Below are 24,224 nucleotides of genomic sequence, written 5' to 3'. Positions count from 1 at the left end.
CTCAGTCCTTGGCCGATAACAGACGCGTTAAATATACGTTCCCCACTGTGGCGGCGACCTCACAGCCGCCACAGTGGGAACTCCCATCAGTCTACCGGCTCAACTTTATCCAATGCTTGATTAACCGCCAGTTCCCCCAGCATCACCACTTGCGCAATCCCCAGCGCAGTTTTGCGGTGGCCAGGGTCAAGGATGGCGGCGAAGTTGCAGAGCATTTCGGTGGCTGAGCTTAGGGACTCGCTGGCGTTAACGAGCAGGGACTCGCTGTCGTAGTCGGAATTGGCCAGAAACATGGGCGCGTGTTTTTTGTCGCTGCCCATGATGCGCTGGGTTGGCGTTAGGTAGTAGTCGAGGGCGCGTTCGGCTGCGTCGTTGAGTGTTCGGGAGTCCGGGAATTTGTAGGGTGAGACTGGATCGGTTTCTGGGGGATTCGGCGTTGGTTTGAACATAGATGAAGCTCCATATGGGACTTAAGGAGCCATCACCTTCGCTACCAAACGAAAGGTGGTGGCCATACGAAGGTTGGTAGACCGGCCCATATGGAAAATCCGGCGCGCCCGAGGACGCCCTGCGCATGGCCACCATAAGACAAACGCTGTAAAGAGCATCTGCGCACGGTGACGTTATGCGTCATATGGAAGCGGGCTACCAAACCCCATCACTGTTTTTCAGTGACCCCGGTACGATAAAACCCGCACCCCAGACGCACAAGCCGGCGGATTCTGGCGTAGTCGTAGGCAATGGCGCAAGACGTTGTAGCCTTAAGCCGGTAACGCGACGTGTCTTTTAAACAGCTACGGAAAACTCCTAAACACGCATCATCAACACGCCGTTCAAAATGACATTCGTCAGTACTCAGATCACCGCGTTGGAACCCTCACGCCTAGGTACGCACCAACACTAAGTTGCAACCCAAAAAGACGAGGAGGGATACCCATGTCAGTTCATCCGATTTTGTTTCTGGGCGGCTCCGGCGCCATTGGCCACCGTTCTGCCAAAGCCCTGCGCGCCGCCCATCCCGATGTCCCTTTGCTGATCGGCGGCCGCGACCTGGCCAAGGCTCAACAAGCCGCCGAGGAAATGGGCGGGGCGCAGGGCGTGGTCATTGATCCTGCTGCCGACGACCTGGGGCTGGGCGATCGCCCGGTCAGCGCTGTGGCGGTTTTCTACATGGATCATTCCCTGGCCGGGCTGCGTTTTGCGCAGCAGCGCAAGGTGCCGCACTTGAGCATTTCTTCCGGCATTTTCGAGATTGCGCCGCAAATCGCCAGTTACATGCATCGCCCTGACGCATCCGCCATCGTGCTGGGTTACGAATGGATGGTGGGTGCAACGACGGTGGCGGCGCTGCACATTGCTGAGGCGTTTGCCCGGGTGCGCGATATTCGCATTGATGTGTTGGTTGACGAGCAGGACGGCGGCGGGCCGACCGTGGCCAAAGATTTCGAGCATCTGAGCAAAATGCTGCCCGCCGCCCTGACGCGGCGCGACGGCAATTACATCTGGCGTGAAGGCGAGGAGCAGAACGTCAGCTTCCGTGCGGTGGACGGCACGTCGATGCAAGCCTCTGGCTTCTCGTCCATCGACGTTACCGGGCTGGCGGCCGCCACCGATGCACCCAATGTGCAGTTCAATCTGGCCAGCGGGGTGAGTTCTTCGCGACGCGCGGGTCGGCCAATGTCGACCGAAATTCTCATCGAAATGATCGGCGAGGATCGCCAGGGTCGGACGTTGCACACGCGGCATGCCGTCGTTCACCCGGCAGGCGCCGCAGCGTTGACAGGGCTCAGCGTGGCCATGTTGCTGGAACGACTGCTCGGGCTGGATGGCCAACCACCCACTTCGGCAGGTCTGTACTTCCCTTATCAGTTGCTCGATGCCGGTGCGTATCTGAAGCGTTTGAGTAAAGAGGGCGGTGAGCTGCTGGAATTGAAAGTGCACTAAGGCAAGTTTCTTTCGTTAATGCTGACCGTTCTGATAGATCCGCTGGCGAGCCCTGACGTGCTCGCCAGCAGGCATTTGCCCTCACGGCGACTGCCAAACCCCACCATCCGCCACCGGCACCTCACCCAGATCATAAGGATTGATCCCTTCCAGACACCCGACATTGAAACCAAACTCATGCGGATTGGTGCTGCGTCGATGGTGGGTGTAAATACCGCAATTCCCGCAGAAAAAATGCTCGGCCACTTGCTGGCCAAAGCTGTATTTCAACAACGCTGATTTACCGCGAATCACCTTCAGGTCAGCCGCTGGCACCGCCGCCACAATTGCGCCTCGGCGTTTGCAGAACGAGCAGTCGCAGCGATGGGGAGGGGGCAGGCCTTCGGGCAAATGGATTTCAAGAATGACCGCACCGCAATGGCAACTCGCGCGATGGTCGCGGCGGATCAGCGTATTCCCGATCTGTTTGAGCATGACTATGCCTCTGTCCAGTCCACGGTCGCCGTTTCACGCCACTTCACTTCGGTGATGCCAAAGCGCTCGGCCTGGGGTTTGGAGATGACTTTCAACGGCGGTTTGCCGGGTTTGGGAATCGGCGCGATGCCGGCATCGCAACTCGCCCAATGCCACGCATCCGCATTGCGCATGGCTTTTGCGCGGATGACGAATGATTTTGGCTGGCCGTGAAGTTTGTATTCGATGACGAAGATGTCGACGTTGCTCATGAGTTCCTCCTTACGCTCATACGCAAATGAGTTTTGCCGACGAAAAAAATTCAAAGGATTTTGCGCTGTTTGTTTTTGCTGGGGTCAGGCACCCGAATCAAGCAGGCGCTGCATCAGCGCAAGATTTTTTGAACACTGTTTCGTTAGCACAGCCCAATGCATACAGGTCTTGGAGGAGTGCGCCATGAACGAGGCAACAAGTTACTTTGCGATAGCCGTTGCGGTGTTCATTTTACTGGTTGATCTATGGGCGATCGTCAGTGTGTTTCGCAGCGACAAGGGCGTGGGGGTCAAGGCTGCCTGGGCCATCGGTCTGATTGTATTTCCGGTACTGGGACTGATCGTGTGGGGTGTTGCCGGCCCACGCGGGATCAAGCAAGGTCCCTCGTCACCGGAACACAGCAAGGGCTAAGTGGTGAACAAAACGATCAGTGCAATGGACCTGAACATCCGACTTCGGCGCAACGATGAAGACGGCCTGTTCAAATGGTTGCTTGCCAGTTTTTTGATGGGTAAGCGAATACAAGCCGAAATTGCCGCGCAAGCCTATCGGGTGATCGTCGATCAACACGGCCGCGACACGCCTCGCAAGCTTGCGCATTGCAGCCATCGTGAATTGGTGGCGATGCTCGGGGAGGCGCATTACGTGCGTTATGACGAGACCACGGCGGAGCGCCTTCTGGCGTTGGCACGCCGGCTTAACGCCGAATATGCGGGCAAGGTCAGCAATATGCTGGAGCCGAGCACTGATCGCCGGGCTTTCGAGAAACGCCTGACGGAATTTGATGGCATCGGTCCGAAAACCGTGGAGATTTTCATGCGGGATGCGAGTGCGGTGCTTTTTTAAGCGACTCGATGACGGGTTACATTTCCTGAGGAGAAGGTCATGAAAAAGATATGCGCATGTCTGGGTATTTGTTCGATGTTTTTGTTACAGGGCTGTTTTGAAAGCTCGCACGACTCTCCCAACAAGGACGGTGACAAGAGCAAGGCCTCGTTGCAGATACAGCAGGGCAAAACGGACGAAAACAAATAGCTTCATTCCTGGCCAGAAAAGAATGTCGCAAGGGGATGCGGCTCAGTAGTGCCGCAAATTTCGGGCAGTGGCCAAACTCTGGTCACTGCCTGCCTCATTTCTCAGCTACCTGACTCGCCCGCGTGCGCGATTGATCGACAGAAGGCAAATCCCCACCAGCAAGGCTGCGCCTGCAACCAGCAGCGCAGAAGGACGCATTGGCTGGGGCGTGCCGTGTTTACGCCGCTGGGAGAGCGCCGTTGCACGGGTTTGAGTGGGCATTTCGTCGAGCGTTCGCAGGGGCGCGACGGACTCTTCCTGATAGGGCACTTCCTCAATACTCAAACGCAGGCCGTCTGTCAGTTCCAGGGAGAGCGAAGTAATCGTTCCAACAATTCTGTCCGGATAAACCGGTTCGCCATTGGGATCGAGTTGGTCATACAGGAAATTCTGCCCTTCGAGCCAGCCGACGGCCGTCTGCAACTCGGGGCCCAGGTAATACTTGCCGTCGAGAAAAAATCCAGGAAATTGCGGCGCGCGCTCGACGCTTTCAATGCGATAACGCTCACCCGGTTTCATACCGGTTTCAGGGGCAATCATGGTCAATCCCTCCGCTGTAGGTTCAGCGGTAGAGAACAAGGATCCACCGTCGTTCCATGTAAAGGAGGAAAGGTAGCGGTTGTCTCGGAACGGACCGGTAGACAGTGAAAAACAACCTGGCCCGATGAAGGCCGGAAGCTGCAGCCCTACAGGTTCATCGGATGCCAAGGCTTTTCTGTCCGTCAGGCCCGAGGTGGCATTTGAGGAACACCACCAAACGCAATCACAGGTCTGTGGCTCAGACCGTACCGATCAGCGGAAGACGTGCCAACATGTTTTTCAACGCCAGTGCGTCCCATGGCAGGTGCTCGGCGATGCCGATACCGACAACGTCGGCAATGCTGGCAACATCCGCCAGCAGCCGCGTCACGTGGGCAATGGACATCTTGCCTTGGGCGACGCCGTCGAATGCACCCTCGGGCGCTTCTGGATTGGCGAACAGCAGTGAGCGAAAACCGTTCGGGTCCAGCACGTCCAGGTCCAGGTGAATGGCCAAGTGTTTTGCGCCGGTGGACCGGAACCATTGCAACACCGGTTCGCTGCTGTGGGCCAGTTGCGCGGGACTGGCGTGCTGCAGTCCCAGGCGTTCAATCAGAGCGGTTTCCACGGGCATTGTTTCCATCAAACCGGCATACATCACGTTTGTCGGTTTCAGCGGACGTTTGACTGCACCAGCAAAGTCCTCATCACCTTCGCCCAGCAGATTGCCCAGCACCATGGCGTGGGCGTTGGCGAAGTCCGCAGGCGTTAACACGTCGGGGTGCGCGTCGACCCAGAGCACCGCAAGGTCGCCGGAGTAGCGTTCGTTGAGGTAGGCAAAGGGCGCAAGATCCACCAGACAATCACCGCCCAGAACAACCAGACGATCCGGTGCATGTTCGTCGATGATTGCGCGCGCACTGCGCATTTGTTGCAGCAAGACGCTGCGCCCGCGAATGCCGTTCTCCATCGGTAACGGCTCAGTGCCCGGCATTGCGACCGGCACCTCAGCCACCGGTCCGTGCGGATCGGGTGCCAGCCAGGCCAACAGTTGCGCGCCGAAATGATAAGGCGGGTTGTTGCCGCCCTGCCATTGGGGGAACAGCAGGCGCAGGGTTTTATTGTTCGAAGGGTTCATCTCGAGACTCCTGGATAGGGGCGATTAGACAGATCAGAGGCGAAAAAGAACGGTGCCGGTGGCCTGACGTGACTCCAGCCGCGCGTAAGCCTCGTTGAACTGTTCCAGCGCGAAAGTGCTGTCGATGTGCGGGCGCAGCAGCCCATCGGCGATGAATGCGCTGATCGCTTGCAATGCGCGATGCACGTCCTCCTCGGTCTCAAGGTGAGCGTCGTAGCCGAGCAAACGCTTCTCGTAGACCACCACATCGACAACATCCACTTCAGCCGTTGTGCCGCCGGCAAAGCCGATAGAGACCACAGCGCCTCGGGTGCGAACGGCACGCAGCAACTGCCCGAGCAAGGTGCCGCCGACGCCATCGAACGCGAGATCGGCCCCTTGACCATTGGTCAGCGCGAGGACTGCCTCAAGCAGGTTTTGGCAGGACAGATCAATCACCTGATGGGCTCCGGCTGCCGTGGCTCGCTGCGCTTTCTGCGCTGAAGACACGACACCGATTACCGTCGCACCCAGGGCGCGCGCCGTCTGAATCAGTGCGTTGCCCAGGGAACCGGAGGCGCCTGAGATCAGCACGGTCTGACCGGTTTTCAACTGACCTACCCGACGCAGCGCTTGATAGGCCGTGACGTAGTTGATCGGCAATGCCGCGCCTTCATTGAGGTTGAGCGCTTGCGGAAGTTCGATCAGGCGTTTGTCCTCAACCAGTACCCATTCCTGCTGAAGGCCATCCTCGCTGACGCCCAGTTGGCCGCCGCCGTAGATCGCCACCCGCGTACCGGGTGGAAAGCGAGCGCTTTGTTCAACGATGCCGGCGCCATCGTTGCTCAGCACAATCGGCACCGACACCGTATCGTAGAGGCCGGCACGAATCTGACTGGACAGTGGATTGACGGTGGCGGCGTGCATGCGCACGAGGCTGAATCCAGTGCGCGCGACAGGTTTGTCTCGTTGCTCGATAACCATTTGCGCGGGGCGGCCCGATTGTTTCAATACCAGGGCTTTCATTGACTGTCTCCCAATTCTGTCAGTGGTTGTCTGATGCTTCAGGCAACCGAATGGCAGTCATGGTGACGACGGCAGGCGCGGTGTGCTTTGCTGATCCAGCCAGACACTTCGCCCGGCCGGCCAAGTGGTCATTGCTGTTTCGAAAACACGCTGGGTGGAACGCCAAAAGCGCTTTTGAAGGCGCGGCTGAAATGCGCCATGTTGGTGAAACCAAAGCTGAGCGCGACCTCGCTGACGCTGCGAAACTGGCCTTTCATCAGCGCCGCCCGACAAGCGTGAAGGCGTTGCTGCCACAGCCAGCGCGTGGCCGTGGTGCCCTCTATTGCGAACAGACGGCTAAGGGCACGCGGGGAGACATGAATAGCCTGTGCGATGGAGGTCAGATCCAGTCGGGTGTCCTGCAGATTGGTCAGCAGAAAATCCTTGGCCTTGATCAGTTGCGCATCATGACGGCGGGAGTGGCCGAGGTCAGCAAGATCGAACGCGCCCTCGAACGCTGTGGCCAAAACCTCCAGCAGCGCGCCACTCAAACGTTCGCCGACGCGGGTTTCCTGAGGGCCGCTATCGAGCACTTCAATCATCATGTTGCCTGCCAGTCTGCCGAGCGGGGAATGGCTGTCGAGCGTGCGGCTGACAAGTGCCTCAGGTCTGGGCAAGTGCTGGATCAACCGTTCGCGGGGGATAGCCATGACGATCTGATCGTCTCCTTTGGGGAAACGACACTGGTAGGGTTCGGCGCTGTTGAACAGCACGATATCGCCGCGTGTCTGCACCGAGTGACGTCCGCGTTGTTCCAGTTCGGCTTCGGTGCTCAGGGTGAGGCAAAGAAAAAACTGCTCGTCCCCGGCATCGGCATGCTTGCGCTCATATTCAATGGGCGCCGATGAGATGTGCGTCAGCAGAATATCGCCAAGCTTGTTGGCGCAGAGGCGACCATCGAATGGCGTTTCGGACAGCGGCCGTTGGGTGGTCAGGCCATAGGTGGCGCACACCACCTCGCTCCAATAGTCGAGTCGCTCTTTGACAGGCAAGGATCGGGGCGGATAGAGGATGGCCATTGTCGTAACAACTGACTCGCAGAGTGGGGACGGTTGAAACGGATGCTATCAGACAAGCCGGATGCGCACTTGCCTGCACGGCAGAAAGCACTCCGGATTCGTTGAGGCGAGGTCTGTCACTTTCTTGAGCGGATTGTGGAAGTGACGTTCGGGTGCATCGCAATAGTCCAGAGTGGATGGTATTCCCAATGGCCCAGACACGCCTTCGCCCGACAAACGCCGGGCAAAGGTGCATTGCTCTACCGCGATCAATAATCCCAGATCGCCGGAATCCAGCGAAACGCCTTGCCATTCACGGCAACCCGGCCCACCGATGGAAACGGCAAGTGCGTGGCGACAAACAGTTCGCCGCTGGCCGCAGCTTCCTGCAGTAGCCGGACGCGTACGCGCACCGCTTCATCGGGGTCGTGCTCGAAGCCGTTGTGCCAGTCCGGGTGGTCGAAGGCCACCGGGAACAGGGCGTCGCCGGCGAAGGTCAGGCGTTCTTCGCCGGAGCTGACATAGACCACGCAGTGGCCCGGGGTGTGGCCGCCGGTGAGTTTGGCGACGACGCCGGGGGCGACTTCGAACGCGTCTTCGAAGATCCGCAGTTTGCTTTGGTACTGCTGGATGAACGCGTTGGCGGTGGATCGCAGCACGTCCGGCACCGGTGCGGGCATGTCGGTGCAGGTGAAGTCCGGCGAGGTCCAGAAGTCGACTTCGGTGGCGGTGACGTGGATGCGCACGTCGTCGCGCAGACGGTTTTTCACCGTGTCGACGAGCAGGCCGCCGATGTGGTCCATGTGCATGTGGGTGATGACGATATCGGTGACGTCTGCGAGGTCGATCCCGGCCGCCGCGAGGCGTTTGGGAAATTGCCCGGCGCGGGGGAACCCGGGGAACTGGCCGCCGAGGCCGGCGTCGACGAGGATCACCTGTTCGCCGCTACGCACCACCAGCACGTTGAGTGCCCAGTCGAATGCGTCGGGCCCCAGATACATCTCCTTGAACCACGCAGCACGGGCTTCGGGATCGGCGTTGGTCGACATGGTCTGGGTCGGCAGCGGCAGGACGCCGTCGCTGATTACCATCACGTCGATGTCACCCAGGCGCAGCGCGTAGCGCGACGGCACCAGTTCTTCGGGCGGGCTTTGCAGGGTTGCGCTGTTGGCGGTGAAGGAATCCAGATGCACGGTCATGGTGTTCTCCTTGTACTCAGGCAAGACATCGGTTCGAGGTTGGACGGGGCAATCAGGCCACCGGGATTGCCGGGTCGGCAGCGGCCAGCGCGGCGCTACGCTCGGCGACCGGCGGGTAGATCCACACGCTGTTGATCTGCGTCTTCAGCTCTTTGGCCTCGGTTTTCACCAGTTTCAACTGGCGATCCCAGCCCTCGGTGTACACCGCACCCCAGGCACCCAGGTCAAGGCAGGTGACGTACTTCGGCTGACGGTAGGTGGTCGGCGCGACGCCGAGCAGATCGGCGACGGCGTTGTTGCCGGCATGACGACCGAGGCTGATGGCGTGTTGGCAGGACATTACCGAGAAGTTGCCGACGTCATCGGTGGCGGCACGGGCGACATCGCCGGCTGCGAATACGTGATCGAGACCTTGCACTTTGAGGTTGCCGTCGACGTGCAAACGGCCCTGGCCATCGCGTTCGGCGTTGAGCTGTTCGGTCAGCGGACTGGCGCGGAAACCGACGGTCCAGATCACCGTGTTGCTCTCGATGTGGCGGCCGTCGGCGAGGGTCACGCCGTTGGCATCCACGCCGGCGACAGTGGCGTCGACGATCCATTCGATGCCCAGTTCCTTGGAGGCCTCGATGATGGACGGGCGAATGCCGTCGCCCATGGTCGCGGCGATGTCTTTGCTGCGATCAACGATGATCACGCGGACGTCTTGATCTTCACCCAGAATGGCGCGCAGACGGCTTGGCATCTCGGTCGCGGTTTCGATCCCGGTGAAACCACCGCCGGCGATGACTACAGTGTTGCGAGCCTTGCTGGCCGGCTGACTGGCCAGCGAGATCAGGTGGCGTTCCAGCCGCGCCGACGATTCGATCTGGTCGACATCGAAGGCGTGCTCTTTCAGGCCCGGCACTGGCGGACGGGCCAGTTGGCTGCCGCTGGCCAGCACCAGTCGATCGTAAGAAAGTACACCCGGGCGACCGCTTTCATCGCGATAACCGACACGCCGTGCCTGGCCGTCGATGCTTTCAGCGGTGCCTTTGACGAAACGCACACCGACGGCAGCGAACAGCGCGTCCAGCGGCGCATACATGCTGTGCACATCGGGTTCGTAGAAACGCGGACGGATGCGCAGTTCGGCTTGTGGGGCGAGCAGAGTGATCTCCACGTCCTGACGGTCATGCATATCCAGCAAACGCGCGGCGCTCAACGTGCTCCAGAGTCCACCGAACCCTGCACCGATCACCAATAATTGCTGTTTCATAATGTGCTCCCTGACGCTGATGGATGGATAAACCGAGTCGTGATTTCGACTCTGGCATGACGATCACTGGCCGCCGCAAACTGCTTGCCGTACTGCATGGCGCTTAATCGCCCGCTGTCGAAAACAATGCTATGGCGTGAGGGCTGCGGGCGCAGTTGTCCATCAGTGTGCGTTGATTACGCATGCGTTGAAGGGAGGTATACGAAGGTATCGAACTGTAGGCGTTGCCGAAGGCTGCTCCTACACGGGAGGTGTTTTATTCAGGGCTTGTTTGATATGGCGGAGCAAGTCTTCGGGTTGGAAGGGTTTGGGCAGGCAAGCGATAACGTCGGGAAAGCGGGTGGGCATTGCACCGGGATGAGCGCTGACAAAAATCACCGGAATGCGCCAGCCTTGCGCGCGCAACGTTTCATGGAGTTGCGGGCCGTTGAGGCCGGGCATCTGGATGTCGGAAATCAGGCAATGCACTTGATCGAGGTCTGTTGACTCAAGGAACGCGCGGGCGCTGCAATAGGTTTGAACCCGATAGCCACTGGCGCGCAGCAAGCTGTTCAGCGCACTGCGAATGGCCTCGTCGTCGTCAACCACTGCAATGACAACCGTGTTGTGCATAAGGCTCCCTGGCCGGATGGGCACGCGTGACGACTCCTGTCGTTCTTGCACCATACGCCGTCCGCACTGGCGCAAAACTATACCTAGGTATAGCGCGTCGAGACCCTTTGATAGTCAGCGCCTGCGGCGATCAGCCTTCACGGCTGAAGCGGCTGCGGTAATCACGCGGTGAGATCGACAGGTGGCGCTGAAAACAGGCGCGCAACCGCTCTTCGTCACCAAAGCCGCAGAGACGCGCGACCTTGTCGATGTTGTGCGCTGAATGTTCCAGCAGACGCCTGGCCGCTTCGAGGCGGAACAATTCGATGGCTTTGGACGGCGTGCGCCCGGTGTTCTGTTTGTAGAGCCGGGTAAAGTTGCGCAGGCTCATTTTCGCCTGTTCGGCAAGGCGCTCAACACTCAGCCTGGGATCGCCGAGGTTGTCCATCAGCCACAGGTGCAGTGAGTCGAACAGCGGACTGTCCTGCATTTGCGTTTGCAGCAGCGTGCTGTATTGCGCCTGACCACCGGGGCGTTTGAGGTACACCACCAGTTCGCGGGCGACCTGCAAGGCCACTTCGCGACCGCCATCAGCCTCGACCAGCGCCAACGCCAGATCGATACCGGCGGTGACCCCGGCCGATGTCCACACCGAACCTTGCTGAATGAAGATTGCATCGGCATCCACCTCGATCGCCGGGAAGCGTTCGCGCAAGGTCTCGCACATGGCCCAGTGCGTCGCGGCGCGACAGCCGTCGAGCAGGCCAGCCTTGGCCAGCAGAAACGCGCCGCTGCAGACCGAGACCACGCGTTGCGCGCTCGGGGCCTCGCGGCGTAGCCATTCGGTCAACTCACCGTGTTCATCGAGGGTCTGGCAGATGTCCGGTGCGCCGGGGACGACGAGGGTATCCAGCGCGGCAATGTCCAGTTCGCGCAACGCTCGGGTGTCGACGGCCAAACCTTCGACGGTGTGCACCAACCCGCCTGCAAGGCTGGCGGTGTGCAGTTGATAGCCGGGTTGGCCACGTTCGGCCAAGGCTCTGCTCGCGGCCCAGAACACCGTTTGGGCGCCGCTGAGGTCGAGCAGGCTCATTCGCGGGTAGGCGATGAACACCACGTCGCGGGTTGGCGCGGTGGAAATCCGCAGCTGTAAGGAATCGCTGGACATCGAAATCGTGCCTGTTCAAACGGCTGAAGTGGGGTGGAGATGGCATGGCCGATTTTCAGGGGTTTCTGGCCTGTCGGCAACGCGCGCCGACTGCTAGCCTGCTGCGCGACCGTTTGGCTGGCCTCTGGCTGCGTTTGCCATCATGGACTAGATTTATTCACCTGCACATCGCACCCGTGCGATCTCGCCGAGGAGACAGCATGACCCTGTGGTCGCTTTCCAGCCCCAGCGCCAACCCGCCGACGTTGCGCGAACCGGTGGTTTATGTCGTCGACGACGACGCGTCGATGCGCCAGGCCCTCGACGGTTTGCTGCGCTCCATTGGCCTGCAAGTGCAGACGTTCGAAACCTCCCAGGATTTTCTCGCCGCGGCCAAACGTGACGTGCCCGGTTGTCTGGTGCTCGATGTGCGCCTGCGCGGTGAAAGCGGCCTGACTTTTCAGGAACAGATGGAAAAGACCGGCGTGCGCATTCCCATCGTGTTCATGACCGGACACGGCGATATCGCCATGACTGTCAAGGCGATGAAGGCCGGTGCGGTGGACTTTCTCGCCAAGCCGTTTCGCGATCAGGACATGCTCGACGCCGTCGCCAGTGCACTGGCCCGCGACAGTGCGCGGTTGATCGCCGAGCAGTCCGGCGCCGCCACGCGTCTGGCCTTCGAGACGCTGACCGTGCGCGAGCGCGAGGTGCTCGGCTTCGTCATCGGCGGGCTGATGAACAAGCAGATTGCGGCGCAGCTCAACCTCAGCGAAGTGACGGTGAAAGTCCATCGCGGCCAGGTGATGAAGAAACTGTCGGCACGCTCGGTGGCGGATCTGGTGCGTATTGCCGAATCGCTGGGCATAGAGCCGGCGCGGCGAACAATTTGAGCTGAATCAGCGCGGATCATCCACCGCGCAGCAGCAACCCTTTGACGGTGTCGCACACATGGCCAGCAAAAAGCAGATTTTGTGGGACGACGGCGAACGGGTGTTTGCCCGCGAACTCGGCCAGGGGGAGGGCAGCCGCAATGTTCTGGTGATGCGCCCGACCCTCGCTCAACCGCTGCCTGCGACTCTCGATCGACTCGCACACGAATACAGCCTCAAGGACGATCTCAACGGTGAATGGGCGCTGCAACCGCAGGCCCTTGAACGCGCAGGCGCAACCACGCGTCTGCTGTTCGATGACCCCGGCGGCGATCCGCTGTCACGCTTGCTGACCGCGCCGCTGGACACCGAGACCGGCCTGCTGCTGGCCATCAACATCGCCGTGGCGCTGGGCCGCCTGCACCAGTGCGGGCTGGTGCACAAAGACCTCAAGCCGCACCACATTCTGGTCCATTGCAGCGACGGCCAGACACGCCTGACCGGCTTCGGCCTCGCCTCACGTCTGCCCCGTGAACGGCAGGCGCCGGAACCACCGGAAACCATCGCCGGTACCCTCGCGTACATGGCGCCGGAACAAACCGGGCGGATGAATCGCTCGATCGATTCGCGCAGCGATCTGTATGCCTTTGGCGTGACCCTTTATCAAATGCTCACCGGCTCGCTGCCGTTCAGCGCCAATGATCCGATGGAATGGGTGCATTGCCACATCGCGCGGTTACCGATGCCGGCGTGCGAACGGGTGGCCACCGTGCCGGTGATGCTCTCACGGGTGGTCATGAAGTTGCTCGCCAAGACCGCTGAGGAACGCTATCAAACCGCTGCTGGCGTCGAGCACGACCTGCGTCGGTGCCTGAACGATTGGCAGCGTGCCCGGCACATCGAGACTTTCACGCTGAACGAGCAGGGCGCGATCGATCGCCTGCTGATCCCGGAGAAGCTCTACGGTCGTGAGCGCGAAGTGCAAACGCTGATCGACGCGTTCGCACACGTGGTGCAGAGCCAATCGCCGAAGCTGGTGCTGGTGTCCGGTTATTCCGGGATTGGAAAATCCTCGGTGGTCAGCGAGTTGCACAAGGTGCTGGTGCCGTCGCGGGGGCTGTTTGCCTCCGGCAAGTTCGATCAGTACAAGCGCGATATTCCCTATGCGACGCTGGTTCAAGCCTTTCAAGGACTGGTGCGCACGCTGCTGGGCAAGCGCCGCGAGGTGCTCGTTGAATGGCGCGCGGCGCTGTTGCAGGCACTGTCGCCGAACGCGCGGCTGATGACCGAATTGATCCCCGAACTGAAACTGATCATAGGCGAACCGCCAGCGGTGCCGGAGCTTGAACCGCAACAAGCGCAGCAACGTTTCCTGCGGGTGTTTCAGCGTTTTATCAGCGTGTTTGCCCGACCGGAACACCCGTTGGCGCTGTTCCTCGATGACCTGCAATGGCTGGATGCGGCGACGCTGGATCTGCTCGAAGAGCTGCTGACCCGCGCAGAGGTTGCCCACCTGCTGCTGGTCGGCGCCTACCGCAATAACGAGGTGGATGCCGATCATCCGCTCAGCGGCAAGCTCAAAGCCATTCGTAGTGCCGGCGCGCACATCGACGAGATTCGCCTGACCCCGCTCGCGGGTGTGCACATCGAACAACTGATCGCCGAATCGTTGCGCTGCCCACCCGCGAGCATCGTCACATTGGCGCGGCTGGTGCTGGACAAGACTGGCGGCAATCCGTTTTTTGTCATTCAGTTTCTCCAGGCCCTCGCCGAGGAAGAACTGCTGATTTACGACCATCAGCTCAATCGGTGGCGCTGGGATCTTGAGCTGATCAACGGCAAAGGCTACACCGACAACGTTGTCGATCTGATGGTCGGCAAGCTTGCGCGTTTGCCGCTGGAAACCCGGCAGGCCCTGCAACAACTGGCGTGCCTGGGCAACGTCGCGCGGATCGACACGCTGGCCACCGTGCTCGATTTGCCCACGGCTCGCGTGCACGCGGCGCTGTGGCCGGCGGTGCGCCAGGATCTGGTTGAGCGTCTGGAGGGCGCCTGTGCGTTTGCCCACGACCGTGTGCACGAGGCGGCTTACTCGCTGATCGCCGAAGCCGAACGTGCGCAGACGCATTTGCGCATCGGCCGGCTATTGGCGCTGCAAACGCCGGGCGAGGGGCGCGAAGAGGCGATCTTCGAAATCGTCGGCCAGCTCAATCGCGGCGCCAGCCTGATCAGCGCCCGGGCCGAGCGTGAACAACTGGCCGAATACAACCTGCTCGCCGGTCAGCGAGCCAAGGCTTCGACCGCATACACCTCAGCGCTGACCTATTTGGGCGCAGGTGCAACAGTGCTTGGCGAGCAAGGCTACGACAGTCGCCATGAGTTGGCATTTGCCCTGGAGCTGAATCGCGCCGAGTGCGAATTTCTCACCGGGCAATTGACGCTGGCCGACGCCCGTTTGCGGGTTTTGGCCGAGCGTGCGGCAACCACGGTGGAGCGCGCGGCGGTGACGTGTTTGCACATGGACGTCTACCTGTTGCTTGATCGCAGCGACCGTGCGGTGGCGGTCTGCCTGGCCTATTTGCGTCAGGTTGGCATCGACTGGACGGCGCATCCGGACGATCAGCAAGTGCGCCAGGAATACCAGCAGATCTGGACGCAACTGGGTGACCGCAGCATCGAACAATTGATCGACCTGCCGCTGATGGAAGATCCGGCCTCACTGGTGACGCTGGATGCGTTGAGCAAGCTGTTGGCCCCGGCGTTGCAGTCCGATGCGAACCTCGCATGCCTGACCATCTGTAAAGCCGTCAGTCTGAGTCTGGAGCACGGCAATTGCGACGCCTCCTGCATGCTCTACGCCAACGTTGTGCGGGTCGCCGGGCGGCGCTTCGGTGACTACACCAGCGGTTACCGCTTTGGCCGTTTGGGCTGCGATCTGGTTGACCGCCGAGGCCTTACGCAATACGAAGCGCGTACCTACCTGTGCTTTTCGATTTTTGTGGTGCGCTGGATGCGTCCGGTGCGCGAGTGCCGGGAATTGTTGCGACGTGCGCTCAGCGCCGGCAACCGCATCGGCGATTTACCCTATGCAGCCTATGCCGGCAACAGCCTGATTTCCGACCTGCTGTTTATTGGTGAGCCGCTGGCGGAGGTGCAGGTTCAAGCCGAGGCGGGGCTGGCTTATGCGCGGAAAATCCGTTTCGGGCTGGTGGTGAGTTTCATGAGTTGCCAGCGGGCACTGATCCGCATGTTGCGCGGGCAGACTGCGGAATTCGGTAGTTTCAATGATGAACAATTCGATGAAACGCGCTTCGAGGCAAACCTCGCTGCGCCTGATCTGGCGCTGGCTCGGGGCAAGTATTGGGTGCGCAAGTTGCAGGCGCGCTATCTGGCGGCAGATTACGCGGCGGCCGCTGACTGCGCGGCCCAGGCGCGGGAATTAATGTGGGTTATTTCTTCTTTTTTCGAGGAGGCCGAATACCACTTCTACGCAGCGCTGACATTGGCCGCCCACGGCGCCGTCGATGGCGATCAACTGCAACGCTTGGCAGAACACCACAATCAGCTGCAGACCTGGGCGCAACAGTGTGCCGAAACCTTCGCCAGTCACGTGACACTGGTCGGCGCGGAAATCGCTCGGGTTGCGGGGCAACTGATTGAAGCAGAGTTGCTGTATGAGCGGGCGATTCAATTGGCGGTGGATAGCGGTTTCGTTCACATCGAGGCTTTGGCCAATGAGTTGGCGGCGCGTTTCTATGGTGCTCGCGGTCTGGCGAAAATCTCCCGCGTTTACCTGCAAGACGCGCGTTACGGTTACTTGCGCTGGGGCGCCGATGGCAAGGTGCGACAACTGGAGCGCCGGCACCGTTTTCTGCGCCAGGAAGACGCGCTGCCCAGCCCGACTGCGACCATCATTACCGCCGTCGAGCATCTGGACCTGGCCACGGTGCTCAAGGTCTCCCAAGCCGTGTCTGGCGAAATTGTCCTCGACCGGCTGATCGGAACGATCATGCGCACCGCCATCGAACAGGCCGGCGCCGAGCAGGGTGTGCTGATTCTTGCCGAAGGCGAGACGCCGTATATCGCCGCGCGAACGCGCATTGGCGACAGCAGCACTTTACTGTGCAATGAGCCGGTCAACGCGGCGGCGCTGGCCGAATCGGTGCTCTACCAGACCCTGCGCACCGGCGAAAATCTGTGTCTGGACGATGCCGTCGCCGATCCGGCATTCGCCGCTGATCCTTATATGCAACAGCACGGCGCCCGGTCGATTCTGTGCCTGCCATTGATGAATCAGGGCCGGGTCGCCGGGGCGTTGTACCTGGAGAACAATCTGTCGACGGGGGTGTTCAGCCCGGCGCGCATCGCCATTCTGCGGCTGGTCGCTTCACAAGCGGCAATCTCGCTGGACAACGCGCGGCTGTATCGCGACATCGCCAAGCGTGAAGCGAAGATTCGCCGGCTGGTCGACGCCAATATCATCGGCATCATCGTCTGGAGCGTCGAAGGGGAAATCATCGAGGCCAACGACGCGTTCCTGCGCATGGTCGGCTATCAGCGCGAGGATCTGCTTTCGGGGAAAGTGCATTGGCGTGACATGACACCGCCGGCACGACGCGCCGAAAGCGAAGCGGCGCTGGCGACGGCAATCCGCACCGGGCGCGCCCAGCCGTTCGAAAAGGAATACATCCGCAAGGACGGCAGTTGCCTGCCGGTGATCGTCGGTCTGGCCGCGTTTGAAGCCAGTCAGCAACAGGGCGTGGCGTTCGTCCTCGACCTCAGCGAGCGCAAACAAGCGGAAGAACAAGTGCGCGAAGGCGAGCGCCGTTACCGCCAGGTACAAGCGGAACTGGCCCACGCCAACCGCGTGGCGACCATGGGCCAGTTGGCGGCGTCCATCGCCCACGAAGTCAACCAGCCGATCGCCGCCACCGTGACCAATGCCAACGCCGCACTGCGCTGGCTCGGCGCACAACCGCCGAACACCGATGAAGTCGAACTGGGGCTCAAACGCATCATCGCCGATGGCAACCGCGCGGCCGACGTACTCGGCCGGATCCGCGCGCTGATCCGCAAAACCCCACCGCAACGGCAAGCACTGGACCTCAATGCGGTGGTGGGCGAAATGGTCGGGTTTACGCGCGGTGAGGCGACTCGATACGGGGCAGAGGTGTCCGTGCAACTGGCCAGCGACTTGCCGGCGGTATTGGCCGACCGGGTCGAGTTGCAACAGGTATTGCTCAATCTCATCGTCAACGGCCTCGAAGCCATGGAGGTGATGGAGGAGGGCGCGCGTCGACTGTCGATCAGCAGCGATTGCGTCGGTGATAACGTGCAGATTACGGTCAGCGACTCCGGGCCGGGGTTTGCCTGCGAGCGCGCGGAAGAAGTCTTCACCGCGTTCTACACCACCAAAGCCACCGGTTTGGGAATGGGGCTGTCGATCTGTCGCACGATCATCGAGGCGCATGGCGGACGCTTGTGGGCGGAGGCGAATGCGCCTTGCGGGGCGCGGGTTGTGTTGGCGTTGCCGGGGTATAAACAAAGTCCTTTCGCCGAAGGCGGATGCGATTGAGTTGCCGAGTTATGAGGCGCTGCAGCGAACACAGGTTGCAATGTGCGCGAGGTGACCAGCCAGTTTTTATCGTGAACATATAGTTCTCGAATGTCGATATCAGACACGATCATGGCGCAATCAGGCTACTGACTCCTCGGACAGGCCGGGTAAGGTGAGGTGTCTTTAAGTCAAGATAACCCCATACAGATCATGGGGTTGATAGGAACTGCGGCGGTTGAGGGAGGCTTCTTTCGGGGAGTTCTACAGGCAACGATGATGATCGTCTGCTCACATCAACTCGCTTGAATGTCGATCAGCAGAGAATAAAAAAACCAATGATCAGCCCGAACTCCATGGATTCGAGTAGCCAATTGGCGCAGGGCTTCAAGCCTCGTCACGTCACCATGCTGTCCATCGCCGGGATTATCGGCGCCGGTTTGTTCGTAGGTTCGGGGCATGCCATTGCCGCAGCGGGGCCGGCGGTGCTGCTGGCTTATCTGTTCTCGGGTCTGCTCGTCGTGCTGGTCATGCGCATGCTCGGCGAAATGGCGGTGGCCAATCCGGACACCGGCTCGTTCTCGACCTATGCCGATCAAGCGATCGGGCGCTGGGCGGGGTTCACCATTGGTTGGCTCTATTGGTGGTTCTGGGTGTTGGTGATTCCCATCGAAGCATTGGCGGCCGGCCATGTTTTGAACCAATGGTTTCCTCAGGTCGATGCCTGGCTGTTCGCCTTGGGCTCGATCATTGCGTTGGTGGTGACCAACCTGTTCAGCGTGTCCAAGTACGGTGAATTCGAGTTCTGGTTTGCCATGGCCAAGGTCGTAGCGATCATCGGTTTCATCGGTGTCGGGTTTGCCGTGCTGATGGGCTGGATTCCCGACAGGGAAGTCAGCGGCTTGAGCGGGTTGATGGCCGACCACGGCGGATTTGCGCCCAACGGTCTGTCGGCGGTTGTCGGCGCCTTCATCACCATCATGTTCAGCTTTATCGGTACTGAAGCGGTGACCATTGCCGCTGCCGAATCGAATGATCCGTCGCGAAACATTGCCAAGGCCACGCGCTCGGTGATCTGGCGTATCGGCGTGTTTTATCTACTGTCGATCTTCGTGGTGATCTCCGTGGTGCCCTGGAATGATCCGTTGCTGGCCTCGGTCGGCTCTTATCAGCGCGCCCTGGAAATCATGAACATTCCCCACGCCAAGTTCATGGTCGACATCGTCGTACTGATCGCAGTGGCCAGTTGCATGAACTCCTCGATCTACATTGCCTCGCGCATGTTGTTCTCGCTCGGTCGTCGTGGCGATGCGCCGAAGATGCTCAAGGTGACCTCGTCGGCGGGCGTGCCGCGCGCAGCTGTCATCGCCAGTACCGTGCTGGGTGCATTGATCACCGTATGGAGCTATTTCATGCCTGCCGGGCTGTTTCAATTCCTGCTGGCCAGCTCCGGCGCGATTGCCTTGCTGGTGTACCTCGCCATTGCGGTATCGCAGTTGCGCATGCGGCGGATACTGCGCCAGCGCAACGTCGAGCTGACCTTTCGCATGTGGCTGTTTCCCTGGCTGACATGGCTGGTAATCGTGTTTATCTGCGCCGCGCTGGCGGTGATGATGATCACCCCGGAACACCGCACCGAAGTCACCACAACGATCGGTCTGGCGTTGGCGATTTCCTTTATTGGCCTGGTGACGTCGCGTCACCCTGCGCCGGCGGTGCGAGTTACATCGGTGGGGTAAAAAAGGGAGCGGTTTGCGCTGATCTTTTGAGGACGCCGGGCTTTATCACCGCAGATTCCGCATCCGTATAGTGCTTGCCCCGTTACGTGTTCGCCTATAAACCCTCCCACTGAATCGAAGTATTCAGGTCAATGACGCCGGTAGTCACCGGCACACGGAGGGATCATGGATGCCACCGCAATTCCCGAAGGTTTCGCCCCGTTTACCCGAAGCAGTCCGTTGCTGGATTTGCTTGGCCCGATCTACGCGAAGGGCAATGGGCTGCAATTGGAACTGGGTTTATTGACTGACTCACGCCATGCCAACGGCCGTGGCACCTTGCATGGCGGCGTATTGGCGACGTTGGCCGATGTCGGGATGGGCTACGCCATGGCCTTTTCCAGCGACCCTCCGCAGCCATTGATCACGGCGAGCATGACCCTGGATTATCTCGGCGCCGTGAAAATGAACGAGTGGCTGGAAGTGCGTCTGGAGTACTCGAAAAAAGGCCGGCAACTGGCGTTTGCCGCTGTCAGTTTGCATGTCGGTGAGCGAACGGTTGCGCGGGCCAGTGCGGTGTTTGCGGTGCCGATGGGTTGAAAGCTTAGCCATGAAGGCGTGGGTAATCCTGTGTTACCTGGTCGCCTTGCATGGCCGCTTTTTGGCCGATGCCGTCCTCTACCGGCCTGAGAATTTCAGCGACTCCGGATCGAATGACACATTGGCCATACTTCGAGTGTCAGCGACTAATTGCCATTGCCCGGCAGTGCCGTCGATTTCGCGCAGGGTCCATTGCCCGGGGCCGGACCAGGACAGTTCTATGTACGGCCCTTCAAGTACTTCGTTCGCTATTAACCTGTCGACTTCGTCGGCCGGTCCCGGGAGCATGCCTCCGACAGCAATGGGCACGTGCTGACGCAAAAGGCTTTTGAGCAGGCTCAGCAACTCGACACGTGATGTGTAATGCACTCTGTGCTCCCCGCCTTCGGTGTCAGCAAACACCAGGCTACCGGTGTCGGCGTCCAAGGAACTGATCAACGTGAGATGCGTCGGTGGCCGGCCTGAGCCTTTTGAATACCTCATGCCTGATCCATCGCCGCCGCCACGCCCTGATCCTCACCCAGAAACCCACCACTCTGATGCTGCCAGAGCCGCGCATAAATGCCGTTTCTGTTGAGCAACTCAGCGTGTGTCCCTTGCTCGATAATCCGCCCCTCGTCCATGACAATCAGTCGATCCATCGCCGCAATCGTCGACAGCCGATGGGCGATGGCGATCACGGTTTTGCCCTGCATCATTTCATCGAGGCTTTCCTGAATGGCCACTTCGACTTCAGAGTCCAGCGCACTGGTGGCTTCATCGAGCAGCAGGATCGGCGCATTCTTGAGCATCACTCGGGCAATGGCGATGCGCTGGCGCTGGCCGCCGGAGAGTTTGATGCCGCGTTCACCGACCAGGGTGTCGTAGCCGCTGTGGCCTTGCTTGTCGCTCAGTTGGCTGATGAAACCGTCGGCCTGCGCATTGGCGGCGGCGCGGCGGATGTCTTCGTCGGTGGCGTCCGGGCGGCCGTAGGCGATGTTGTCGCGTATCGAGCGGTGCAGCAGCGACGTGTCCTGGGTGACCATGCCGATCGCGCTGCGCAGACTGTCTTGCGTCACCTGCGCGATATTCTGGCCGTCGATGCAAATCTTGCCGCTGTCGACGTCATAGAAACGCAGCAACAGATTGATCAGCGTCGATTTGCCTGCACCGGAGCGGCCGACCAGACCGATCTTTTCGCCGGCGCGGATGTTCAGGCTCAGGTTGTCGAGGACCTGACGTTCGCCGTTGTAGTTGAAATTGACCTTGTCAAAAGACACCGCGCCGCCGGCCGGCACCAGCACGCCGGCATTCGGCGCATCCTGCACTTTGGGGCCACGGGTGAGGGTGGCCATGCCGTCCTGCACGGTGCCGATGTTTTCGAACAGCGACGTCATCTGCCACATGATCCAGTGCGACATGCCGTTGATGCGCAGCGCCATGGCGGTGATCGCCGCCACCGCACCAGTGCCGACCTGGCCGAGGTGCCACAGCCACAGGGCGTAGCCGCCGGCACCGATAATCAGCCCGACCACCAGCGCCTGATTGACGATCTCGAACTGGCTGACCAGACGCATCTGGCGAAAACCGGTGAGCTTGAAGTCCTCCATGGCCGCGCGGGCGAAGTGCGCTTCACGCTTGGAATGCGAGAACAGTTTCACCGTGGTGATGTTGGTGTAGGCGTCGGCAATGCGTCCGGTCATCGATGATCGAGCATCGGCCTGTTCCTGGCCGACCTTCCCCAGGCGCGGCACAAAATAAACCATGGCCAGCCCGAATAATGCGAGCCAAGCAATGAACGGCAGCATGAGTTTCAGGGCGAAGCCGCCAGCCAAGGCGATAATCGCGATGAAGTAAACGCCGATGCCCGGTGCGATTTCGATCAGGGTGAACAGGACTTCGCGCACGGCCAGCGCGGTCTGCATGACCTTGGTCGTGACCCGTCCGGAGAACTCGTCGGAGAAAAAAGAGAGGCTTTGCCGCAGCATCAGCCGATGGAAATCCCAGCGCAGCCGCAGCGGCAGATTGATCGCCAGGATCTGGTGCTGAACCATGGTGCGCAGCGCCACCAGGCCGATACTGACGAACAGCACTATACCGATGCCCCACAGCACGCGGCTTTCCTGCGCGTTGACACCGCCGCCGGCCTGCCACGTCGAGAGCAGATCCACGACCTGTCCGAGAAAGGAAAACAGCCAGGCTTCGTAGATTGAAACACCGGCACTGAGCAGCGCCAACGCGAGGATATAACCGCGTGCACCGCGCGTGCAGGCCCACAGGAACCGCATCAGGCCAACGGGCGGAGGTGGTGCTTCGTCGGGAGGAAATGGGTCGAGCCGTTGTTCAAACACGCGCAGCATTGTGGTCTCCGAAATCATCAGGGTCAGGGGATTTTGCCATTGAATGGCGGTGTTGCGGGATTGCATGTCACTGACTTGTCCCCACCCAGTGTTATCGCTCGGGATCACTGCGGTGCACAACCCCAAGGATTCCGGGTACATGCTGATCAGCTAAGCTGTCTGCTCAGACGACTTGAGCAGTGCACGATGCAGCGAACAAATCCGGTTTCATGTTGGGAGTCGATGGGCAAAGGAAATGTTTAATTTCTTTTTGACGTTTTTGTTCGTCTTGATCCCCACGGCGTCGCTTTCGCTCGACAGTTACCTGCGTTACCGAGTCGCCAGAAACAAACCGGTGAGCAACGTCTGGAAGGGGTGTAATCATTTGCTTTCCATTCTGCTGCTCATGCAGTTGCTTGGCTTGGCGCTGTACTTTTTCTACATCGCCTGAGCGCGGTGATTGTCGGCCTTCCAGGGAGAGGAAACGTACGTGATCCCGAATTATCGAATTCGCTTCTACTCGCTCATCGGTGCGCTGTTATGTCTGCTCGGAGCATTGGCCAGTGCTGAACAGATACACAACGCCGCGACCCTTTGGCAGTTCGACGTCACGACGGGGCGGGGCGTCTCCAAAGTCCGGGAACACTTGGTCTTCGATCAACAACCGTGGCGCTTCGGTTTTTATCTGCTGATGGCCATTGCCGTTTTCATTGCCTCGACTGGCACGGGGCTGTGGTTGTGCTGGGGTGTTTTGCGCGGGCGGCGGGCGTTCAAGCGCTGGAGCGGGAAATTCCGTTAGATAGTCACTCGTTTTGATAGAGGGTCTGAATATGCTGGGTTTCGGTTCCGCACTGTTGGTCATAGGGGTGGGGTTGATTTTGTATGTCTCCGATATGTTCGGGTATTCGAAGTCTGTAGAGGCAGAGCGGTCTCAGCTGACGTCTGCTCAAGTGTTAACCAAAGAGCAGAGAGCCAAGCGTCGCTATTTTCAGTCGGCAGGCGTCGCCAGAGTTGTCGGTGGGTTGGCGATAGCCGTCGGGCTTTTGATCCTGGCTGTCTTTGCTTGAAAAACGTTGATGCCAACTAGCGAATCCAGCCATTGCTCCCCAATTCGGCAACAGTGTTTGTCCCACCGCCCGATTTTTCCCGCCTCCATCATTCCCTAGCATAGTCTCCAGGCCAGCAGCAATCACGCTGAAGCGGCCCACTCAACGAGACGGTGAACATCATGAACACAATGAAAATCGCAATGGCGTTACTGCTTGGCACTCTGGGCGCACAGGCCTATGCGGATTCGGCGCCGACGCAAAACCTGCCGGTCGAAACCTATGGTTACTCGACCAAGCTCGACATCGAGCATGTGATCTCGATCACCGAGCCGGCCAATGAATGCGCGCCGGTGCCGGTTCAGATGACTTACGAGGATTCCCACGGCGAGCGCCATGTTCTGCAATACCAGGTCATGGGCACTGGCTGCTCCAGTTGATTCAGTGCAGAGAAGAGAGGGTCGACACTCCTTGTCTGCGG

At 60.0% G+C, this 24,224-nt stretch carries 23 protein-coding genes; 10 read left to right on the top strand and 13 right to left on the bottom strand.

Features of this window, described 5'->3' with window-relative positions; genetic code table 11:
* Positions 1-86 precede the first annotated feature (86 nt).
* The gene (locus ACZ0A4_RS10845; RefSeq protein WP_463574585.1) at positions 87-449 is read right to left on the bottom strand and encodes a DUF6124 family protein; all 363 of its coding nucleotides are present in this window, start codon (positions 447-449) and stop codon (positions 87-89) included.
* A 487-nt stretch (positions 450-936) separates the two neighbouring features.
* Between ACZ0A4_RS10845 and ACZ0A4_RS10840 the strand changes: the two genes are divergently transcribed.
* Positions 937-1,944, top strand: coding sequence for an NAD(P)-dependent oxidoreductase (locus tag ACZ0A4_RS10840; RefSeq protein ID WP_463574583.1), 1,008 nt, complete (start codon positions 937-939; stop codon positions 1,942-1,944).
* 81 nt (positions 1,945-2,025) lie between these two features.
* Here ACZ0A4_RS10840 and ACZ0A4_RS10835 read toward each other — a convergent pair whose 3' ends face one another.
* Both ACZ0A4_RS10835 and ACZ0A4_RS10830 read right to left on the bottom strand, forming a co-directional pair.
* Positions 2,026-2,418, bottom strand: coding sequence for a GFA family protein (locus tag ACZ0A4_RS10835; protein ID WP_463574582.1), 393 nt, complete (start codon positions 2,416-2,418; stop codon positions 2,026-2,028).
* A gap of 2 nt (positions 2,419-2,420) precedes the next feature.
* Positions 2,421-2,669 (bottom strand): DUF6555 family protein, encoded by a 249-nt coding sequence (locus ACZ0A4_RS10830; RefSeq protein WP_463574580.1) that lies wholly within the window; start codon positions 2,667-2,669, stop codon positions 2,421-2,423.
* Between the two features lie 184 nt (positions 2,670-2,853).
* Between ACZ0A4_RS10830 and ACZ0A4_RS10825 the strand changes: the two genes are divergently transcribed.
* Both ACZ0A4_RS10825 and ACZ0A4_RS10820 read left to right on the top strand, forming a co-directional pair.
* Positions 2,854-3,081: a PLD nuclease N-terminal domain-containing protein gene (locus ACZ0A4_RS10825; protein WP_463574579.1), complete on the top strand. Its 228-nt coding sequence runs from the start codon at positions 2,854-2,856 to the stop codon at positions 3,079-3,081.
* A 3-nt stretch (positions 3,082-3,084) separates the two neighbouring features.
* Positions 3,085-3,516 (top strand): HhH-GDP family DNA glycosylase, encoded by a 432-nt coding sequence (locus tag ACZ0A4_RS10820; protein WP_463574578.1) that lies wholly within the window; start codon positions 3,085-3,087, stop codon positions 3,514-3,516.
* A gap of 294 nt (positions 3,517-3,810) precedes the next feature.
* Here the strand turns inward: ACZ0A4_RS10820 and ACZ0A4_RS10815 are convergent, their stop codons facing one another.
* From ACZ0A4_RS10815 to ACZ0A4_RS10780, 8 genes are all read right to left on the bottom strand, one after another.
* Complete coding sequence (locus ACZ0A4_RS10815; RefSeq protein ID WP_463574577.1) at positions 3,811-4,452, bottom strand: short chain dehydrogenase; 642 nt, start codon at positions 4,450-4,452, stop codon at positions 3,811-3,813.
* Positions 4,453-4,522: 70 nt separating this feature from the next.
* Positions 4,523-5,401 carry an arginase family protein gene (locus tag ACZ0A4_RS10810; RefSeq protein WP_463574575.1) on the bottom strand — a complete coding sequence of 293 codons (879 nt, stop codon included), beginning with the start codon at positions 5,399-5,401 and terminating at the stop codon, positions 4,523-4,525.
* 33 nt (positions 5,402-5,434) lie between these two features.
* Positions 5,435-6,406 (bottom strand): quinone oxidoreductase family protein, encoded by a 972-nt coding sequence (locus tag ACZ0A4_RS10805; protein ID WP_463574574.1) that lies wholly within the window; start codon positions 6,404-6,406, stop codon positions 5,435-5,437.
* Between the two features lie 128 nt (positions 6,407-6,534).
* Positions 6,535-7,464, bottom strand: coding sequence for an AraC-like ligand-binding domain-containing protein (locus tag ACZ0A4_RS10800; RefSeq protein ID WP_463574573.1), 930 nt, complete (start codon positions 7,462-7,464; stop codon positions 6,535-6,537).
* Positions 7,465-7,712: 248 nt separating this feature from the next.
* Positions 7,713-8,642, bottom strand: coding sequence for an MBL fold metallo-hydrolase (locus ACZ0A4_RS10795; protein ID WP_463574572.1), 930 nt, complete (start codon positions 8,640-8,642; stop codon positions 7,713-7,715).
* A 52-nt stretch (positions 8,643-8,694) separates the two neighbouring features.
* Positions 8,695-9,897, bottom strand: a complete 1,203-nt coding sequence (locus ACZ0A4_RS10790) for an NAD(P)/FAD-dependent oxidoreductase (RefSeq protein ID WP_463574571.1) — start codon at positions 9,895-9,897, stop codon at positions 8,695-8,697.
* 240 nt (positions 9,898-10,137) lie between these two features.
* Positions 10,138-10,509 (bottom strand): response regulator transcription factor, encoded by a 372-nt coding sequence (locus ACZ0A4_RS10785; protein ID WP_463574570.1) that lies wholly within the window; start codon positions 10,507-10,509, stop codon positions 10,138-10,140.
* A gap of 130 nt (positions 10,510-10,639) precedes the next feature.
* Positions 10,640-11,656, bottom strand: coding sequence for a GlxA family transcriptional regulator (locus tag ACZ0A4_RS10780; protein WP_463574569.1), 1,017 nt, complete (start codon positions 11,654-11,656; stop codon positions 10,640-10,642).
* 200 nt (positions 11,657-11,856) lie between these two features.
* Between ACZ0A4_RS10780 and ACZ0A4_RS10775 the strand changes: the two genes are divergently transcribed.
* The 4 genes from ACZ0A4_RS10775 to ACZ0A4_RS10760 all read left to right on the top strand — a co-directional run bounded on the left by ACZ0A4_RS10775 (position 11,857) and on the right by ACZ0A4_RS10760 (position 20,379).
* Positions 11,857-12,528, top strand: coding sequence for a response regulator transcription factor (locus ACZ0A4_RS10775; RefSeq protein WP_463574568.1), 672 nt, complete (start codon positions 11,857-11,859; stop codon positions 12,526-12,528).
* A 58-nt stretch (positions 12,529-12,586) separates the two neighbouring features.
* Positions 12,587-18,082: a trifunctional serine/threonine-protein kinase/ATP-binding protein/sensor histidine kinase gene (locus tag ACZ0A4_RS10770; RefSeq protein WP_463574567.1), complete on the top strand. Its 5,496-nt coding sequence runs from the start codon at positions 12,587-12,589 to the stop codon at positions 18,080-18,082.
* A gap of 317 nt (positions 18,083-18,399) precedes the next feature.
* Positions 18,400-19,800, top strand: a complete 1,401-nt coding sequence (gene gabP, locus ACZ0A4_RS10765) for a GABA permease (protein ID WP_463574566.1) — start codon at positions 18,400-18,402, stop codon at positions 19,798-19,800.
* 165 nt (positions 19,801-19,965) lie between these two features.
* Positions 19,966-20,379: a PaaI family thioesterase gene (locus ACZ0A4_RS10760; RefSeq protein WP_463574565.1), complete on the top strand. Its 414-nt coding sequence runs from the start codon at positions 19,966-19,968 to the stop codon at positions 20,377-20,379.
* Between the two features lie 78 nt (positions 20,380-20,457).
* On the opposite strand, the gene ACZ0A4_RS10755 is transcribed toward ACZ0A4_RS10760, so the two are convergent.
* Together ACZ0A4_RS10755 and ACZ0A4_RS10750 are read right to left on the bottom strand one after the other, a co-directional pair.
* Complete coding sequence (locus tag ACZ0A4_RS10755) at positions 20,458-20,862, bottom strand: hypothetical protein (RefSeq protein WP_463574564.1); 405 nt, start codon at positions 20,860-20,862, stop codon at positions 20,458-20,460.
* The gene (locus tag ACZ0A4_RS10750) at positions 20,859-22,718 is read right to left on the bottom strand and encodes an ABC transporter ATP-binding protein (protein ID WP_463577538.1); all 1,860 of its coding nucleotides are present in this window, start codon (positions 22,716-22,718) and stop codon (positions 20,859-20,861) included. Before ACZ0A4_RS10750 ends, ACZ0A4_RS10755 begins: the two co-directional genes overlap by 4 nt.
* A gap of 235 nt (positions 22,719-22,953) precedes the next feature.
* Between ACZ0A4_RS10750 and ACZ0A4_RS10745 the strand changes: the two genes are divergently transcribed.
* From ACZ0A4_RS10745 to ACZ0A4_RS10735, 3 genes are all read left to right on the top strand, one after another.
* The gene (locus tag ACZ0A4_RS10745) at positions 22,954-23,148 is read left to right on the top strand and encodes a hypothetical protein (RefSeq protein ID WP_093433302.1); all 195 of its coding nucleotides are present in this window, start codon (positions 22,954-22,956) and stop codon (positions 23,146-23,148) included.
* Positions 23,149-23,157: 9 nt separating this feature from the next.
* A complete protein-coding gene (locus ACZ0A4_RS10740) occupies positions 23,158-23,496 on the top strand; it encodes a hypothetical protein (protein ID WP_463574562.1) in 339 nt (112 codons plus the stop codon).
* Positions 23,497-23,925: 429 nt separating this feature from the next.
* Positions 23,926-24,183: a DUF2790 domain-containing protein gene (locus tag ACZ0A4_RS10735; RefSeq protein ID WP_463386711.1), complete on the top strand. Its 258-nt coding sequence runs from the start codon at positions 23,926-23,928 to the stop codon at positions 24,181-24,183.
* Positions 24,184-24,224 lie beyond the last annotated feature (41 nt).

Source organism: Pseudomonas sp. AC172 (assembly GCF_979258595.1).
Note: the sequence above shows the minus strand (reverse complement) of the source record. Positions and strands in the feature narration are given on the sequence as shown.

Bases quoted from the DNA above. Each gene is read 5' to 3' on its own strand.
- ACZ0A4_RS10845 (WP_463574585.1), bottom strand. From the start codon at position 449: ATGTTCAAACCAACGCCGAATCCCCCAGAAACCGATCCAGTCTCACCC.
- ACZ0A4_RS10840 (WP_463574583.1), top strand. From the start codon at position 937: ATGTCAGTTCATCCGATTTTGTTTCTGGGCGGCTCCGGCGCCATTGGC.
- ACZ0A4_RS10835 (WP_463574582.1), bottom strand. From the start codon at position 2,418: ATGCTCAAACAGATCGGGAATACGCTGATCCGCCGCGACCATCGCGCG.
- ACZ0A4_RS10830 (WP_463574580.1), bottom strand. From the start codon at position 2,669: ATGAGCAACGTCGACATCTTCGTCATCGAATACAAACTTCACGGCCAG.
- ACZ0A4_RS10825 (WP_463574579.1), top strand. From the start codon at position 2,854: ATGAACGAGGCAACAAGTTACTTTGCGATAGCCGTTGCGGTGTTCATT.
- ACZ0A4_RS10810 (WP_463574575.1), bottom strand. From the start codon at position 5,401: ATGAACCCTTCGAACAATAAAACCCTGCGCCTGCTGTTCCCCCAATGG.
- ACZ0A4_RS10805 (WP_463574574.1), bottom strand. From the start codon at position 6,406: ATGAAAGCCCTGGTATTGAAACAATCGGGCCGCCCCGCGCAAATGGTT.
- ACZ0A4_RS10800 (WP_463574573.1), bottom strand. From the start codon at position 7,464: ATGGCCATCCTCTATCCGCCCCGATCCTTGCCTGTCAAAGAGCGACTC.
- ACZ0A4_RS10795 (WP_463574572.1), bottom strand. From the start codon at position 8,642: ATGACCGTGCATCTGGATTCCTTCACCGCCAACAGCGCAACCCTGCAA.
- ACZ0A4_RS10790 (WP_463574571.1), bottom strand. From the start codon at position 9,897: ATGAAACAGCAATTATTGGTGATCGGTGCAGGGTTCGGTGGACTCTGG.
- ACZ0A4_RS10785 (WP_463574570.1), bottom strand. From the start codon at position 10,509: ATGCACAACACGGTTGTCATTGCAGTGGTTGACGACGACGAGGCCATT.
- ACZ0A4_RS10780 (WP_463574569.1), bottom strand. From the start codon at position 11,656: ATGTCCAGCGATTCCTTACAGCTGCGGATTTCCACCGCGCCAACCCGC.
- ACZ0A4_RS10775 (WP_463574568.1), top strand. From the start codon at position 11,857: ATGACCCTGTGGTCGCTTTCCAGCCCCAGCGCCAACCCGCCGACGTTG.
- ACZ0A4_RS10770 (WP_463574567.1), top strand. From the start codon at position 12,587: ATGGCCAGCAAAAAGCAGATTTTGTGGGACGACGGCGAACGGGTGTTT.
- gabP (WP_463574566.1), top strand. From the start codon at position 18,400: ATGATCAGCCCGAACTCCATGGATTCGAGTAGCCAATTGGCGCAGGGC.
- ACZ0A4_RS10760 (WP_463574565.1), top strand. From the start codon at position 19,966: ATGGATGCCACCGCAATTCCCGAAGGTTTCGCCCCGTTTACCCGAAGC.
- ACZ0A4_RS10755 (WP_463574564.1), bottom strand. From the start codon at position 20,862: ATGAGGTATTCAAAAGGCTCAGGCCGGCCACCGACGCATCTCACGTTG.
- ACZ0A4_RS10750 (WP_463577538.1), bottom strand. From the start codon at position 22,718: ATGCTGCGCGTGTTTGAACAACGGCTCGACCCATTTCCTCCCGACGAA.
- ACZ0A4_RS10745 (WP_093433302.1), top strand. From the start codon at position 22,954: ATGTTTAATTTCTTTTTGACGTTTTTGTTCGTCTTGATCCCCACGGCG.
- ACZ0A4_RS10735 (WP_463386711.1), top strand. From the start codon at position 23,926: ATGAACACAATGAAAATCGCAATGGCGTTACTGCTTGGCACTCTGGGC.